15 protein-coding genes are annotated in these 14,532 nt (G+C 69.7%); 10 read left to right on the top strand and 5 right to left on the bottom strand.

The window, feature by feature from the left end:
- Nucleotides 1-65: 65 nt before the first annotated feature.
- Entirely contained in the window at nt 66-1,232 is a 1,167-nt protein-coding gene (locus KME78_RS53410) for a pyridoxal phosphate-dependent aminotransferase (protein WP_219537725.1), read from the bottom strand.
- A 25-nt stretch (nt 1,233-1,257) separates the two neighbouring features.
- On the opposite strand from KME78_RS53410, the gene KME78_RS53405 reads away from it, so the two are divergent.
- From KME78_RS53405 to KME78_RS53375, 7 genes are read left to right on the top strand one after another with little or no spacing between them, the layout of a single operon-like run.
- The gene (locus KME78_RS53405; protein WP_219537724.1) at nt 1,258-2,979 is read left to right on the top strand and encodes an alpha/beta hydrolase; all 1,722 of its coding nucleotides are present in this window, start codon (nt 1,258-1,260) and stop codon (nt 2,977-2,979) included.
- Nucleotides 2,976-3,926 (top strand): DUF418 domain-containing protein, encoded by a 951-nt coding sequence (locus KME78_RS67680; RefSeq protein WP_219537723.1) that lies wholly within the window; start codon nt 2,976-2,978, stop codon nt 3,924-3,926. The genes KME78_RS53405 and KME78_RS67680 overlap by 4 nt, the downstream gene beginning before the upstream one ends.
- The gene (locus KME78_RS53395; protein ID WP_219537722.1) at nt 3,886-4,677 is read left to right on the top strand and encodes a carbon-nitrogen hydrolase family protein; all 792 of its coding nucleotides are present in this window, start codon (nt 3,886-3,888) and stop codon (nt 4,675-4,677) included. Before KME78_RS67680 ends, KME78_RS53395 begins: the two co-directional genes overlap by 41 nt.
- 9 nt (nt 4,678-4,686) lie before the next feature.
- The gene (locus KME78_RS53390; protein WP_308127475.1) at nt 4,687-5,133 is read left to right on the top strand and encodes a hypothetical protein; all 447 of its coding nucleotides are present in this window, start codon (nt 4,687-4,689) and stop codon (nt 5,131-5,133) included.
- Complete coding sequence (locus KME78_RS53385; protein ID WP_219537721.1) at nt 5,130-5,528, top strand: UCP033725 family protein; 399 nt, start codon at nt 5,130-5,132, stop codon at nt 5,526-5,528. The genes KME78_RS53390 and KME78_RS53385 overlap by 4 nt, the downstream gene beginning before the upstream one ends.
- Before the next feature lie 51 nt (nt 5,529-5,579).
- Nucleotides 5,580-6,059 (top strand): SigE family RNA polymerase sigma factor, encoded by a 480-nt coding sequence (locus tag KME78_RS53380; RefSeq protein ID WP_219537720.1) that lies wholly within the window; start codon nt 5,580-5,582, stop codon nt 6,057-6,059.
- The gene (locus tag KME78_RS53375; RefSeq protein WP_219537719.1) at nt 6,056-8,062 is read left to right on the top strand and encodes a hypothetical protein; all 2,007 of its coding nucleotides are present in this window, start codon (nt 6,056-6,058) and stop codon (nt 8,060-8,062) included. The genes KME78_RS53380 and KME78_RS53375 overlap by 4 nt, the downstream gene beginning before the upstream one ends.
- Here KME78_RS53375 and KME78_RS53370 read toward each other — a convergent pair.
- Together KME78_RS53370 and KME78_RS53365 are read right to left on the bottom strand one after the other, a co-directional pair.
- Nucleotides 8,059-9,549 (bottom strand): carboxyl transferase domain-containing protein, encoded by a 1,491-nt coding sequence (locus KME78_RS53370; protein ID WP_219537718.1) that lies wholly within the window; start codon nt 9,547-9,549, stop codon nt 8,059-8,061. The genes KME78_RS53375 and KME78_RS53370 overlap by 4 nt on opposite strands.
- Before the next feature lie 70 nt (nt 9,550-9,619).
- A complete protein-coding gene (locus tag KME78_RS53365) occupies nt 9,620-10,792 on the bottom strand; it encodes a CaiB/BaiF CoA transferase family protein (RefSeq protein WP_219537717.1) in 1,173 nt (390 codons plus the stop codon).
- Nucleotides 10,793-10,870: 78 nt separating this feature from the next.
- Between KME78_RS53365 and KME78_RS53360 the strand changes: the two genes are divergently transcribed.
- The gene (locus tag KME78_RS53360) at nt 10,871-11,404 is read left to right on the top strand and encodes a uridine kinase family protein (protein WP_219537716.1); all 534 of its coding nucleotides are present in this window, start codon (nt 10,871-10,873) and stop codon (nt 11,402-11,404) included.
- A gap of 13 nt (nt 11,405-11,417) precedes the next feature.
- Here the strand turns inward: KME78_RS53360 and KME78_RS53355 are convergent, their stop codons facing one another.
- Nucleotides 11,418-11,675 carry a hypothetical protein gene (locus KME78_RS53355; RefSeq protein ID WP_219537715.1) on the bottom strand — a complete coding sequence of 86 codons (258 nt, stop codon included), beginning with the start codon at nt 11,673-11,675 and terminating at the stop codon, nt 11,418-11,420.
- Nucleotides 11,676-11,755: 80 nt separating this feature from the next.
- A complete protein-coding gene (locus KME78_RS53350; protein WP_219537714.1) occupies nt 11,756-13,084 on the bottom strand; it encodes an MFS transporter in 1,329 nt (442 codons plus the stop codon).
- A gap of 304 nt (nt 13,085-13,388) precedes the next feature.
- Here KME78_RS53350 and KME78_RS53345 point away from each other — a divergent pair, with 304 nt between their 5' ends.
- Together KME78_RS53345 and KME78_RS53340 are read left to right on the top strand one after the other, a co-directional pair.
- On the top strand, nt 13,389-13,970 hold the full coding sequence (locus KME78_RS53345) for a hypothetical protein (protein WP_219537713.1): 582 nt from the start codon (nt 13,389-13,391) through the stop codon (nt 13,968-13,970).
- Nucleotides 13,971-14,080: 110 nt separating this feature from the next.
- The gene (locus KME78_RS53340) at nt 14,081-14,236 is read left to right on the top strand and encodes a hypothetical protein (RefSeq protein ID WP_219537712.1); all 156 of its coding nucleotides are present in this window, start codon (nt 14,081-14,083) and stop codon (nt 14,234-14,236) included.
- The last annotated feature ends 296 nt before the right edge of the window (nt 14,237-14,532 follow it).

Below are 14,532 nucleotides of genomic sequence, written 5' to 3'. Positions count from 1 at the left end.
TACCCTAGCCCAGCTGGGCTCATTTCGCTCTGTAACCGATCGGATGCACTTTCGTGAGGGAGCCTCTAGGCAGACAGCCGCTTGAGGCGGGTGACCGCCTCGTCGATGACCTCGTCCTTCTTGCAGAACGCGAACCGGACGAAGTGCCGGCCCCGGTCGGGGTGGTCGTAGAAGACCTGGGTCGGGATGGCCACCACCCCCACCAGCTCCGGCAGCCGCCGGGTCAGCTCCAGCCCGTCGCTGAAGCCCAGCGGGCGGATGTCGGTCTGCACGAAGTAGGTCCCGGAGGGCCGGAGCACCTCGAACCCGGCCGTGGCCAGCCCGTCCATCAGCCGGTCCCGCTTGTGCCGCAGCCCGTCGCACAGCGCCGACACCCACTCCAGCTCGTTGCGCAGACCGTACGCGACCGCGAGCTGCCACGGAGCACTGGCGGTGAACGTGAGGAACTGCTTGACCGTCTGCACGGCCGTGATCAGCGCGGCAGGGGCGCAGATCCAGCCCGTCTTCCACCCGGTGACGGAGAACGTCTTGCCCGCGGAGGAGACCATCACCGTGCGCTCGCGCATGCCGGGCAGCGTCGCCAGGGGGATGTGCTCGACACCGTCGAACGTCAGGTGCTCGTACACCTCGTCGGTGATCGCGATCAGCCCGGCCTCCTGGCAGAGCTCGGCGATGGCGGTCAGCTCGGCGCGGGTGAACACGGTCCCGGTCGGGTTGTGCGGGGAGTTGACGAGGATCGCCCGGGTCCGCGGAGTGACGGCGGCGCGGAGTTCGTCCGGGTCGAAGGTGAAGCGTCCCTCCACGGGCCGCATCGTCACCGCCACCAGCCGCGCCCCGGCCAGCGCGATCGAGGCGGCGTAGGAGTCGTAGTAGGGCTCGAACGCGATCACCTCGTCGCCCGCCTCGCACAGCGCCAGCACGCTGGCCGCGATCGCCTCGGTGGCGCCCACCGTCACGAGGATCTCGCCGTCAGGCGCGTAGTTCAGGCCGTAGTGCCCGGCCCGGTGCTCGGAGACGGCCTGCCGCAGCTCCGGGATGCCGGGGCCGGGTGGGTACTGGTTCGCGCCGGACACGATGGCCTGCACCGCCCGGTCCAGCATCGCCGCGGGGCCGTCGGTGTCGGGAAACCCCTGGCCCAGGTTGATCGATCCGGTCTGTACGGCCAGCGCGCTCATTTCCGCGAAAATCGTCGTACCGAAGGCGCGCATCCGGGATACAAGTGGTTCCGTCACGGCCCCAGACTATTAGTCTCCTCCTGTGATCATTCGGCTCCTGCTCGCGCTCATTCTCTCCGTGCCGCCCGTCATGGACCCGGGCGGTGCCGGGAAGAGCGCGTGTCCCGTCGCCATGCCCGATCACACGACCTGCGGTTTCCTGGTCGTTCCCGAGCGCAGGGACACGCCGGGCAAGACCATCAAGGTCGGCTACGCCGTGCACACCTCGACGGCCAAGGACCGCAAGCCCGACCCGGTCGTCTACATGAGCGGCGGCCCGGCCTCGGCGTCGATGCAGCTGACGGGGTTCTTGAGCCAGATGTTCCCCGACCGCGACGTGGTGACCGTGGAGCAGCGCGGCAGCAAGTACTCCCAGCCGACGCTGAGCTGCCCGGAGACGGCCGAGGCGATGCTGGACCGGCTGCGCCGGCCGTCGGCGGACGTCGGCGCCGCCGCGCTGAAATGCCGGGAACGGCTCGAGCAGCAGGGCGTGGACCTGCGCGGCTACACCACCAAGGAGATCACCGCCGACGTCGTCCAGCTGCGTAAGACGCTCGGCTACCCCACCTGGAACCTGTTCGGGGTCAGCTACTCGACTCGGGTCATGATGGACGTGGCCGCCGCCGACCCGGCGGGCGTGCGGTCGGTGGTGCTCGACTCGTACCTGCCGGAGGCGGTCGGCTGGTACGACGACGCCGACCGCAACCTGAGCGACACCGTGGCCAAGCTCGGCCTGCGCGAGTCGTTCGAGGCGATGGTGACCCGGCTGAACGCCCGCCCCGCCCGGGTCCAGACCACCGACCCGCTGCTCGGCACCGGTTTCACCGCCCGGCTGACCGGCGACGACGTGGCGACGATCATGGCGGAGGCGCTGCACGAGGCCGACGTGATCGCCGTGGCGCCCGCGCTGATCGACGCGCTGAGCAAGGGCCACGACGAGCTGCTGCGCCCGCTGGCCGACGCGGTGGGTGGCGCGCTGGTCTCGCACGAGTTCGGGCTGTATCACGCGGTGCAGTGCCAGGACGAGGTCCCGTTCAACACATACTCCACAAAATCCCGACTTTTCACTGTAAATAGTGACAAAGCGGTGTGTGATGCTTGGAAGCTTCCCAAGTCGGCGCCCGTCAACGCCACGACCAAGGCCCCCGCCCTCGTCGTGGGCGGCCAGTACGACCCCACGACGCCGACCAGGACCAGCGAGCCCGCCGCCAAAGCCCTCCCCAACGCCCGCTTCGTGGAGTTCGCCGGCACGGGACACGCGGTGTTCCTGGTCAACGGCTGCGCCCGCCGCCACATCCTCGCCTTCGTGGACACCCCGGCAGGCGGAGCGGCGGCTGGATCGTGCTCACCCGGGCAGGCCGCCGTCTACCCCCGGCTGAACCCGGGCGACGTGCGGGTCACCGGCGCCCCCTACCAGATCTCGCTGTCGCCCTGGCTGGCCGCCCCGCTCGCGCTGTTCGCGCTGGTGTCGCTGATCCAGCTCGTCACGGGCGCGCTGAAGGGCCGGGCGCTGGCCGCCTTCGCCGGGCTGGCCGGGACGGCGTTCACCGGGCTGATCGGCGCGGCGGTCTGGAGCATGGTGAAGGAGAACGAGACCGCGCTGGCCGTCGGCCTGCCCGCGTCGGCCTGGCCGTACACCTGGGTGGCGGTGGGCTCGGCCGTACTGACGCTCGGCGCGCTCGCCCGGCGGCCGGGCTGGCCGCAGGCGGGGTCCGCCGTCACGGCGGCCGGATTCCTCGTTTGGTGGTTCGCTTGGGTGCTGTGAGCCGTATCCGAGAGCTCGACGCGCTCCGCGGCTTCGCGGTGTGCGGCATCATGCTGGTCAACACCTGGCAGCACGCCGTGCACGACCCCAAGAACGGCATCGACTGGACCCTTGAGGCACTGTTCCAGAGCCGGTTCTACCCGATCTTCTCGCTGCTGTTCGGCATCAGCTTCGTCCTGGTGCTGGAGCGGTCCGGGCGGTGGGTGCTGCTGAGCCGGCTGTTCTGGCTGCTCTGCTTCGGGCTGGTCCAGCACGTGTTCTACAGCGGCGAGGTGCTGACGATCTACGCGGTGTTCGGGGCGCTGGTGCTGCTGCCCGCCTCGTTCCTGGCCGGCGGGCCGCCCCTGCTGATTCTCGGAGTGGCCGCGGTCGTGTGGGCGGTGCGGATCGGGGCCGGGCCGTTTCTCATTCCCCCGTTGTTCCTGCTCGGCATGGCGCTGATGGAGTCGCGCCCGTCCGGGCGGCTGCTGCTGCCGGTCTTCGCGGTCAGCGCGCTGGCCACCGCCCTGCTCACCGCCGCCTGGTTCGTCACCCGCGCCCCGGGCGCTGCCGGCAACTGGACCGTCTACAGCGTCGCCGCGCTCACCGGAGCCGCCGCCTACACCACCGGCCTGCTGCTGGCGCTGCGGGCCCGGTGGGCGGCGCCGCTGTCGGCGGTGCTGGAACCGCTCGGGCGGATGGCGCTGACCACCTACGTCTCCGGCACGCTGGTGATCTTCCTGACGAGTCACCTGCTCAAGAGCGACCCGACCCGCCTTTCGGTGCTCGCGGTCACGACGGCGACGCTGGCCGTTCAGATTCCGTTCAGCGTGTGGTGGCAGTCGAAATACAGGTACGGGCCGCTCGAGTGGATGTGGCGATGCCTGACCTGGTTTCGACGGGTGCCCAACCGGTTAGAGTCGGGCCGTGACCAGAATCGCCCTCTGCCAGATCCCGGTGTCTCCTGACCCGTCTGCCAACCTCAAGAGGGTCCGCGAAGCGCTCGCCAAAGCGGACGGCGCCGATTTGGCGATCTTCCCGGAAGCGACGCTGACCCGCTACGGCAGCCGCATCACCGAGCTGGCCGAGCCGCTCGACGGGCCGTTCGTCTCCGGCGTGGCCGAGGCGGCCCGCGAACACGGCGTCGCGGTGATCGCCGGCGTGTTCGAACCGGGCCAGGACCGGGTGCACAACACCGCCGTGGCCATCGACGCGCAGGGCGCCATCCGGGCCGCGTACCGGAAGATCCACCTGTTCGACTCCTTCGGCGCGAAGGAGTCCGAGCTGGTCGCCCCCGGCGCCGAGCCCGTCGTGGTGGAGCTGGCGGGGCTCCGCGTCGGGCTGATCACCTGCTACGACGTCCGCTTCCCCGAGCTGGCCAGGGCACTGGTCGACCAGGGCGCCGAGCTGTTCGCGGTGATCGCCGCGTGGGGGTCGGGCCCGCTCAAGGAGGACCACTGGACCACGCTGGTACGGGCACGGGCGCTGGAGAACACGACGTGGACCGCCGCCGTCGGGCAGGCGCCCAATCCGGCCGAGTCGAGTGACGGATTCGGGGTCGGCCGTAGCATGCTGGTCGACCCGCTCGGCGTGGTCCGCGCGGACCTGGGCACCGGCCCGGGCATCCAGGTCGTGGAGGTGGACCCCGAGGTGACCGCCGCGGCCAGGACCGCCCTGCCATGCCTGGAACATCGCGTACTAGGTGTCAAGCGATCGTAAAATGAAACAGTGAGCAGAACGCAGATGCAGAAGGTCGTCCCGCCGCGTCTGCTCGTGCCCTACCTTTCAGGTAAACGCACGGTCATCTCCGGCTACGTCTACCGGTTGCAGGACTGCGCCCGGCTGACGACTCCCAGGCAGCTCTACTACGGACTCGACCTTTCGTTCGAGGGATCGGAGCTGACGGCGGACGTGCCCGAGCTCTATGTCATGCGCTGGTACGCCCGCGACGCCGACACCTACGCCGTCCCGTACGGACCTCATATGGGCGGCGACTGGAGCGACGCGCCGCCGTTCGCCGGAAACGGGTTCACCACCTCACGCGACCACGTGATCCCGCAGTTCCACACCACGCCGATCCCCATCCCCGCGGGCGCGGAGATCGTGCACATCACGCCCGAGCAGGAGCGCCCCTTCGCCGCCTACGACGGGCTCACCTGGCGGCCCGCCACATGAGCGACGACATCACCCCCGTGGCCTCCGGCTTCGTCGCGCGCTTCGCCGAGCGCACGCTGCCCGCCGCGCTCGGCCCCGACACCGACCAGGTCGTGCTGTTCAGCGAGGAGGAGCTCGACGGGTTCGAGGCGGGCTCCGGCGGCTACTGGCGACGCTCGGTCAACCGCTCCGAGCTCGAATGGCTGGTGCTGATCCGCACCGTGGGGGCGTTCGGCGGCGAGCCGTGCATCGTGCTCGACGAGGACGACGACGGCCTGCACATCGCCTACACCGGCCACAGCGGCATGAAGGCGGAGGCACTCGGCTACTGGATGGTCGACCACGGCGCCTACGAGGTCGTGGTGCCCCGCGAGGAGGTCTTCTCGATCCGCGTCGAACGGATTCCGGTCCCCTAGTCAACCGACACCCGCCTCGGGTGTCTCTGTACTGTGATCGACTCCTCCACCATGGCGCAGCCGTCATTCGCCGAACTGTTCGCCGCCCACTACCAGCCCCTGGTACGGCTGGCGGGCCTGCTCGGCGCCGACGACCCGGAGGACATCGCCCAGGAGGCGTTCTCCCGGCTGCACGTCAGACGGCTGCGCGACGACGGGGCCGCGGTCGCGTACCTGCGCTCGATCGTCTGCAACCTCACCCGCAACCGCCTGCGGCACCTCAGGCTGGTCCGGTTACGCCGCCCCGATCCTCCAGAGCCGCAACACAGCAGCGAGCACGCGGTGATCGTCGCCGAGGAGCACCGCGAGCTGCTGGCGGCGCTCGACCGCCTCCCGCGCAGGCAGCGCGAGGCCCTCGTCCTGCGTTACTGGCTCGACCTGTCCGAACGCGAGATCGCCGACGTCATGGGCGTCTCGGCCGGGTCGGTCAAGACCCACGCCAGCAGGGCCCTGGCCGCGCTGGGCAAGGCGCTGAAGGAGGAGGACCAATGAGCGATCTGGAAGCACGACTGCGCGCGGCGCTCGAAGCCCAGGCCCAGACCTTCCCGGCCAGCCCGAACGCCTGGATCGACGTCCAGCGCCGCACTCCCCCGCCGGTGCCCCGCGGGCGGTGGCTGCTGGCCGCCCTGCCCATCGCCCTGCTCGCCATCTTCGTCCCTTTCCTGCTCAACGGGGGTCTGGGCCGGAACAGCGCGAACGATCCCGACGGGGTCTACAAGCAGCTCATGGAGGGCAGGACGGCGGCCGGGGAACAGGTGGTGATCGACGACCCGGCGACGGGCAAACCGCTGCGCCTGTGGTTCGCGCGGGACAAGGCCGGCGCCCCCTTGGTGTGCTACGTCGCCCAGCCCGTGGACGGCGATCCTTTCGGCTCGTGCCATGACCTGCGAGTAGCCGAGATCATGGAGCGCAGCGGCACGTACGAGGGCTCCACCCGGACCGACACCCCGTCCGCGTACGTGGACTACGGCGTGACCCAGACCGACGTGACGAAGGTCACGGCCGTGCTGACGGACGGCAGGCGGGTGGAGGCGACCCTGCACCGGTCCGAGGGTGCCCCGATGGTCATCTGGACGCTGGCGCTGTCGGCCCAGGACCGGGTGTCCAAGGTGGAATTCGCCGACGCCAAGGGCCGGCAGGGCTCGGACCTGACGCCCAAGTACCTCATCCACGAGAGCAGTAGGGGCACGCCGATCGGCCAGGCGATGCGGCTGCCCGGCGAGGTCACCATGCGCCCCTACGACTTCAAGGTCCTGGGCCGCAGAATCTTCTGGTTCCGCCAGGGCAAGGAGCTCGGCTGGATCAACCTGGACTCGAAGGATCCGACACCGGACCCGGTGCCGATGATCTTCTCCGACGAGGGTCTGATCTACACCGCCACGAGAAGGGACACCGCCAAGATCCAGCTGGCGACCGGGTCGGAGGCGCCGATCACCTTGGAGGGCGTCCCGGATCCGTGGAACCTCGACAGCAACCTGTTCACCCTCGCACGCCTGGCGCCGCTCGACTGGACCGCCGGCGGCTGGGTGGCGGGCTATGACGCCGCGGGCAAGCAGCTCTGGCGCAAGGACTACCCGCGGCGTACCGGGCAGTCGAAGTCGAGCTTCAAGCGGACCGGCGAGCCCATCACCATCCCCGGGACCGACGACTTCACTAACGGGCCGGTACAGCTCTTGTTCGGCACGTACACCTACAAAGGCATCGAGAACGACCTGAAGCTGTGCGCCTCCGGTGGCAGCTACTCTGAGGGCGTCCCCCAGCTCAGTTGCTCAAGCGTGAAACGCGAAGCCCTGTCCGACTCGATCTCCGGCAGCCAGGTGAAGACCTACCTGCCACTGCCGGGCAGCGTCGTCGCCTTCGGCGTGGCCGAGGACGACTGGCTGTCCATCGACGCGGTGCTGGAGGACGGACGCCGCCTCCCGGCCACCCTGATGCACGGCAAGGACCTGCCCGCGCCCGTGTGGTGGGTCAGGTATCCGCTCGACGTCAAGATCGCCGCCTTCGCGTACAAGGTGCGTGGCAAGCAGGTCGAACAGGTCGATCTGAAACGCCAATGGTGCTGGAGCGACAACAAGCCCCTGGACGCCGGCCACGTCTTCGACGGCGGGCTCACCGCCAACCTGCACGACGGCGCGTGCATCAAGTGGCGGAAGAACGGCAAGTCACGGGCGGGCTCCTTCCAGCCCGTCCCGGGCGGGAAGTTGAGCGACATGATCGCCGCTCCGGAACTCCCGCTGCAGTGGGCGCAGGACCGGGAGGATTGGTACGGCTTCACCCTGCCCGGCACGGCCAAGGTCGACGTCACGCTCGAGGGCGGCGGACGCGCCACCGCGAGCACGACGCCCGATCCCTGGGGCCAGGGCGTGCTGCTCTTCGCCGGGCCGGTGCCTGAGGCGGTCGCCAAGCGGGGGCTGTCCTGGCCTGGCATGCGGTTCACCGGCTACGGAGCCGACGGCCGCGTGCTCTGGACGTACCAGCCGAAGGAGCCGGGCTAACCGCCCAGGCCGCGGAAACGGGCCTGGCGGGCCGCACGACGGTCCGCCGGGCTCCGCGCCAGCAGCCCGGCGATCTCGTACTCCAGCGCCCGCCCCACCCGCTCGCAGAACGCGCGCGGCTCGTACGCGGCGTCGGGCACCTCCGGGATCACCCGGTCGACGATCCCGTTACGCCGCAGGTCGGTGGCGCGCACCCCCTGCAGCTGGGCGATCTCCGGCGCGAAGTCCACGCTGCGATACAGGATCGCCGAGGCGCCCTCCGGCGGCAGCGGCGACAGCCACGCGTGCTGGGCGCACAGCACCCGGTCGGCCGGCAGCAGGGCGAGCGCCGCACCGCCCGCGCCCTCGCCGAGCAGCAGGCACACCGTCGGCGCGTCGAGCATGACCAGGTCGGCCAGGCAGCGGGCGATCTCCGCGGCCAGCCCGCCCTCCTCGGCCGCCTTCGACAGTGCCGCGCCCGGCGTGTCGATCACGGTGACCAGCGGCAGCCCCAGCTCGGCGGCCAGCCGCATGCCCCGCCTGGCCATCCGCAGCCCGCCGGGGCCGAGTGGCGAGCTGGGCCGCGCTCTGCGCCGGTCCTGGCCGAGCACGACGGCCGGCGCGCTGCCGAACCGCGCCAGCGCCAGCACCAGGCCCGGCTCGTTCTCGCCCGCGCCGTTGCCGGTGAGCGGGGTCACGTCGGTGGCGGCCAGCTTGAGCAGCGTGCGAGCGCCGGGGCGGTCGTCGCGGCGCGAGCGGGTGATCGCCTCCCACGCCTCCACCGGCCGCAGATCCTCCTCGGGCGGCTCGCCGGCGACCAGCCCGGTGCGCTCGGCGCACAGCACGTTCAGCGCGCCGATCGCGATCTCCCGCGCGTCGTCGGCCGCCACCACCGCGTCGACCAGCCCGTGCTCGTGCAGGTTCTCCGCCACCTGGACGCCTTCGGGGAACGGATAACCGTGCAACGACTCGAACACCCGTGGCCCGATGAACCCGATCAGCGCCCCCGGCTCCGCGGCCGTGACATGCCCGAGCGACCCCCACGACGCGAACACCCCGCCGGTCGTCGGATGCCGCAGATAGACCACGAACGGCAGGCCCGCCGCGCGATGCGCCTGCACCGCCGCGGTGATCTTCACCATCTGCACGAACGCGAGCGCGCCCTCCTGCATCCTGGTGCCGCCCGAGGCGGGCGCGGCCAGCAGCGGCAGCCGCTCACGGGTGGCCCGCTCGGCCGCGAGGACGACCCGCTCGGCCGCCGCCACCCCGATCGACCCGGCCATGAACGAGAACTCCGAGACCACGACGGCGACCCGGCGCCCGTCGAGGAGACCCTCCCCGGTGATGATCGACTCGTCGTAGCCGGACTTTGCGCGGGCCGTGGCCAGCTCGTCGGCATAGGAAGAGCCCGGCGCCACCGGATCGGCGGGCGGCGCGTCCCACGACTTCCACGATCCCGCGTCGAGGACCGTTTCGATCAGCGTGCGCGCGTCCGGACGGCTCACCATGGCTCCCTACTATCCGGCGATGTTGCAATGTTGACGCACGAGAGCGCCCGCCGGTGCCACCCGATCCGCATCACCCCTCGCGCTCTTCGAGCCAGCCGAGCACGGCGTCGCCGTCCTGGCCCAGCGCGGGCGGCGCGGTGTGCGCCACCTCGGGACCGTTCTCTTCCGGGCCGCTGTCGAAGCGCAGGGGCGGGCCCGGCAGTTCGATGCGGCCGAGTACGGGGTGGTCCACCTCGATCACCAGGCCCTGCGAGCGGGTCTGGTCCCAGGAGTAGACCTCGTCGATCGAACGGATCGCGCCCGCGGGCACTCCGGCCTCGCCCAGCCTTGCCAGCCAGTGGCCACGGTCGTGCGCGGCCAGAGCCTTCTCCATGTCGGCGATCAGCTCATCCCGGTGCGCAAATCTCTCCCTGTTTGTCGCATATTTAGCCAAATTTGGATCTATGTCCAGTAGGGCCGCCACCTTCTTCCACTGACCGTCATTGGCGGCGGCGATCTGCAGCATCCCGTCGGCGCAGTGGAAGGCGCCGTAGGGGGCGATCGAGGCGTGGTGGTTGCCGTTCGCGCGGGGCACCTGACCGCCCACGGTCCACGCGGTGCCGTGGTAGGAGTGCACCCCGGTGACGGCGGCCAGCAGGGAGGTCCGCACCACCCGGCCCTTGCCGGTCCGCGCACGCTCGTAGAGCGCTCCGGCCACGCCGTACGCGCCGTGGATGCCCGCCAGCAGGTCGGCGATGGACGCGCCGACACGGTACGGCTGCTCGGGCGAGGGGCCGGTCAGCGACATCAGCCCGGCCTCGCCCTGGGCGATCTGGTCGTAGCCCGGCCGCCCGCCCTCGGGCCCGTCGTGGCCGAACCCGGTGATCGACAGGATGACCAGGCGCGGGTTGAGCTCGTGCAACCGCTCGACGGAGAAGCCCAGGCGGTCGAGCACGCCGGTACGGAAGTTCTCGATGAGCACGTCGCTCTGCCGTACCAGTCGTTCGACCAGCCGCTTGCCCCCAGCGGACTTCAGGTCGATGGCGATGGACTGCTTGTTGCGATTCGCCGCCAGGAAATAAGTGGAAATATCGTGATCCGGCCCGACGAAAGGCGGTCCCCAGCCCCGAGACTCGTCACCCCCGTCCGGATGCTCCACCTTGATCACCCGCGCGCCGAGGTCGCCGAGCATCTGGGCGGCATGCGGACCCGCCAGGGCCCTGGACAGATCCAGCACCACAATGTCACCAAGGGGTCCGGACAAGGTCAGCCTCCAGAATCGCGTTCGTGGCGAAAGAGTATTCTTTCAGGCTTCGTGTTCCCCTCATCTACCCTGGGAGCCGTGAAATCGCCCGCCCGCCGCATCCAGGCACTCGATCCGTCGTGCGGGCCGGTCCGCCTGGTCGCCATCGACGGGCCCGCCGGGTCCGGCAAGACCACGTTCGCGGGCGAGCTGGCGGCCGAACTCGGCTGTCAGGTGGTGCACAGCGACGACTTCCCGGTGCCGTGGGACGAGGGCCCCGGCGGCTGGTTCGACGCCCTCGACACGCAGGTGCTCCGGCCCCTCCAGCGCGGGCTCCCGGGCGCGTTCCGCCGCTATGACTGGGTACGCGGTGAATACACCGACCTGATCACCGTCCCTGCCGCGCCGGTCCTGATCATCGAAGGCGTGGGCACGGCCCGCAGGTCGGCGGCTCACCTGTTGGCGTTCACCATCTGGGTGGAGGCTCCCGAAGACGTGCGGTTGCGCCGGGTTGTCGAGCGTGACGGGCCTGAGCTCGAACCTCGGTGGCGGGCCTGGTTCGCCACCGAGCAGGAATGGTTCGACGCCGACGACACGCGGGCCCGGGCGGATCTGGTCAACGTCAACTGTTGATCTCCGATGCCTGTCACGTGCACCTCGGCGAGCCGCCCGGCGATCTCCTCGGGCTGCCGAACAGACAGAATCGCCGCGCGAACGCCGCGAGCGCCTCGTCGCTGACGTACGGATCGCAGGCGCGTACGGCGGCCGCGGCGAGGAACGGAGCCCCGCCGTTGCTCACGATGCCGAAGCCACCGGACAGCAGGATGGCGTCGTCGGCGATCTCCCCGGCGAGCCGGAGGTTACGCGGCCCGCCAGCGCCGAGGTGGACAGCCGACGCCGACACCGAGCGCGAACCGGTGGGGCGCGACCTCGGCGGCACACGGAGGGACGCGTATCCCCACTCTCATCGGAAGAACTCGGCTCTCACGTCGCCGCGGCTTCAGGATCGAGCCCGGGTCGCGTGACCGTTGCCTCATCCGGGTCGGTTTCGGGCGCCCGCAGCAAGAGGCCGGCCGCGAGCGTCACGACCGCGGTCCCCGCCATGTAGGCGGCGATGCCGATCCAGCCGCCGGACGCCTCCAGGATCGATGCGGCGATCGCGGGCGCGAAGGCGACGCCCCCGATCGTGCCCACGGTGAAGCCGATCGACATGCCGCTGAACCGCAGCGGAGTCGGGAAGACCTGGGAGAAGTACACGGGGAACACCGCGTAATTGGCCGAGTAGCCGAAGAACAGCAGGCCGAACCCGAGCAGCATCAGCCCGTACTGGCGGGTGCCGAGCAGCGCGAACCACACGAACGGCAGCACGATGAGCGAGGCCGCCCCGTACAGGAACAGCGGGCGGACGCCGATCCGGTCGGCGATCCTGCCGAACAGCGGCACGCCGACCAGGGCCACCACCCACGCGGGAAGCAGCACTCCGAGCGTCGCCGCCGTGCTCATCCCGAGCGCCACCTTGCCGTAGGTGAGCGCGAAGACCGATGTCATCGAGGACACCACGCCCGCCGCGATCGTCCCCAAGGCCACCAGGACCACCCGGCCGCCGCAGCGGCGCAGCACGTCCACGATCGGCAGCTTGCGGACCGAGCCCTGGTCCTTGGCGGTGGCGAACTCCGGGCTTTCCCCCAGCGTCATCCGGATGACCAGGCCGACGATCACGAGCACGGAACTGAGCAGGAACGGGACCCGCCATCCCCAGGACATCAGCTGCGTCTCGGGCAACTGGCTCACCAGGAGGAAGACGCTGTTCGCCAGGACCATGCCCGCGGTCGTCCCCGTGTTGATGATGGACCCGAACAGGCCTCGCCGGTGCGGTTCGGCATGCTCGACGGTCATGAGAACGGCGCCGCTGTACTCGCCGCCGAGCGAGATGCCCTGAATGATGCGGAGAGTGACCAGCAGCACCGGTGCGGCGAGCCCGATCTGGGCGTATGACGGCAGGAGGCCGATGGCCGTGGTCGCGGCGCCCATCAGCGTCAAGGTGATGACCAGGATCGTCTTGCGGCCCACGCGGTCGCCGAGGTGGCCGAAGATGAGCGCGCCGACCGGGCGCGCGACGAAGCCGACGCCGAAGCTGGACAGCGAGATCAGCGTGCCGACCACGGGGTTCGTCGCGGGGAAGAAGATCTTCGCGAACAACACCGACGCCGCGAAGCCGTAGAGGGCGAAGTCGTAGTACTCGACGGTGGTGCCGATCCAGCTGGCGAGCACCGCCTTGGCCGGCTGGCGTCGCGGTGGAATGGGGGCTGACATGGGGGTGCCTCCGATGTTCGAACTGAAGTCGTTCGGCAGAAACCGCACCTGCTCTGAGATTGCGACCAAGGGTGTGCAGCCTGGCCGATCGAATCAATTCGGCAGGTTCGGTCAGTGGACCGCCGCTCCTGGCCTTCGACACGCAGGTGATCCGCTCGCTCCAGCGGGAACTCCCGGGTGCGTTAATTCGCGCGGTCGCCTTTACAAAGTAGATCCATGCAGAAACATGGCCATTTCTCGGTACGCACGGTGCGGTGCCGAGCCGGGAATGCGCTGTGTGTCTCTATATTCTCGAACAGTGGACATGGATGGCAGAGCCGGCGATTCCAGCCCGGAAAGGAAGCGCGGCCTCCCCGAAATCGACCCCACGCTTCGGGCCACCGCGGCGGCGTCGGCGGGCGGCACACTCGCCATCTGGTGGCCTGCGTTCACGCTAGGCGCGTACGACGCCATCTTCTTCGACGCCGTGATGGGGATCTGGGCCGTGGCCGCGGCCATGCTGCTCTCGGGCCTGCTGCTGCGCAGCAGACGCGCCCTGCCCTGGGCGGGCTGGGTCGCGCTGGCACTCCCCTCGACCTGGATCGTGCTGGCCGTCCTGGCGCCGAGAGAGCACGGGTTTCGCTATCTCCACTATTTCGAGGTGGTGCTCACCCTGGCGGGCGCGCCGGCCCTTGCCTGGCTCATGACGAGAATCCTGCTGCCCGAATACGCCGAACTCCCCGCGCTGCACCGGCTGCGGGCCATCGCCGTCATCGTCGTCGTCGGAATCCTGGCCTTCCTGCTCGGCAAATTCAATTATCTGTTCCTCACCTGCGCTGATTTCGACGTCAGCGGCAACAACACCCCGCCCGGCTGCGTGCAAGGCCCGCCCTTCCACCTCCTCTGAGAGAATCGCGCCGGTCAGTTGTAGACCACGTCGCAGAGCGTGCCGGCGAGCCTGAAGGCGTACGCCCACATTGGGGCGATAGGCCGGGATGGTGAACACGGGGGTGCTGCGTGTCGCCTACGGTCAGGATCGCGTCCCACGCGACCTGGGCGGCCGAGTTCGCGGGGAGGAGCATCGTGACCTGCCCGGTGGGCGGGATGATGCTGCGGTTGGTGACGGCGACCAAGGCCATGAAGCCGTTCACCCAGATCGGGCCGACCGTGTAGGTGACCAGGCACGGGGCCATGAGCCGTTTCGACTCGGCCGCTCGGTCCGCAGCGCAGAGGGCGGCGAGGAGCAGCAGGGCAGTGATCGCTAATCGTCTCGCGAAGCGCATGGTTCACCTTTCTCCGGCATAAGGAGAGAGTTCGACCAGGCGTGCACAGCGCCGTCACGGCCTCCTGATCGTGATCAGGAGGCGAGGTTCCAAGGATGCCAAGCGCGGTCACCCCGAACAACTCCTTTACCTAATGCGATCAAGAAATCACAATAAGCAAAAGAAACGTCAAGGATCCACTACAAC

This window comes from Nonomuraea guangzhouensis (assembly GCF_019396345.1).
GTDB classification, from domain to species: domain Bacteria; phylum Actinomycetota; class Actinomycetes; order Streptosporangiales; family Streptosporangiaceae; genus Nonomuraea; species Nonomuraea guangzhouensis.
This window is presented reverse-complemented; position numbering and strand designations above follow the sequence as displayed.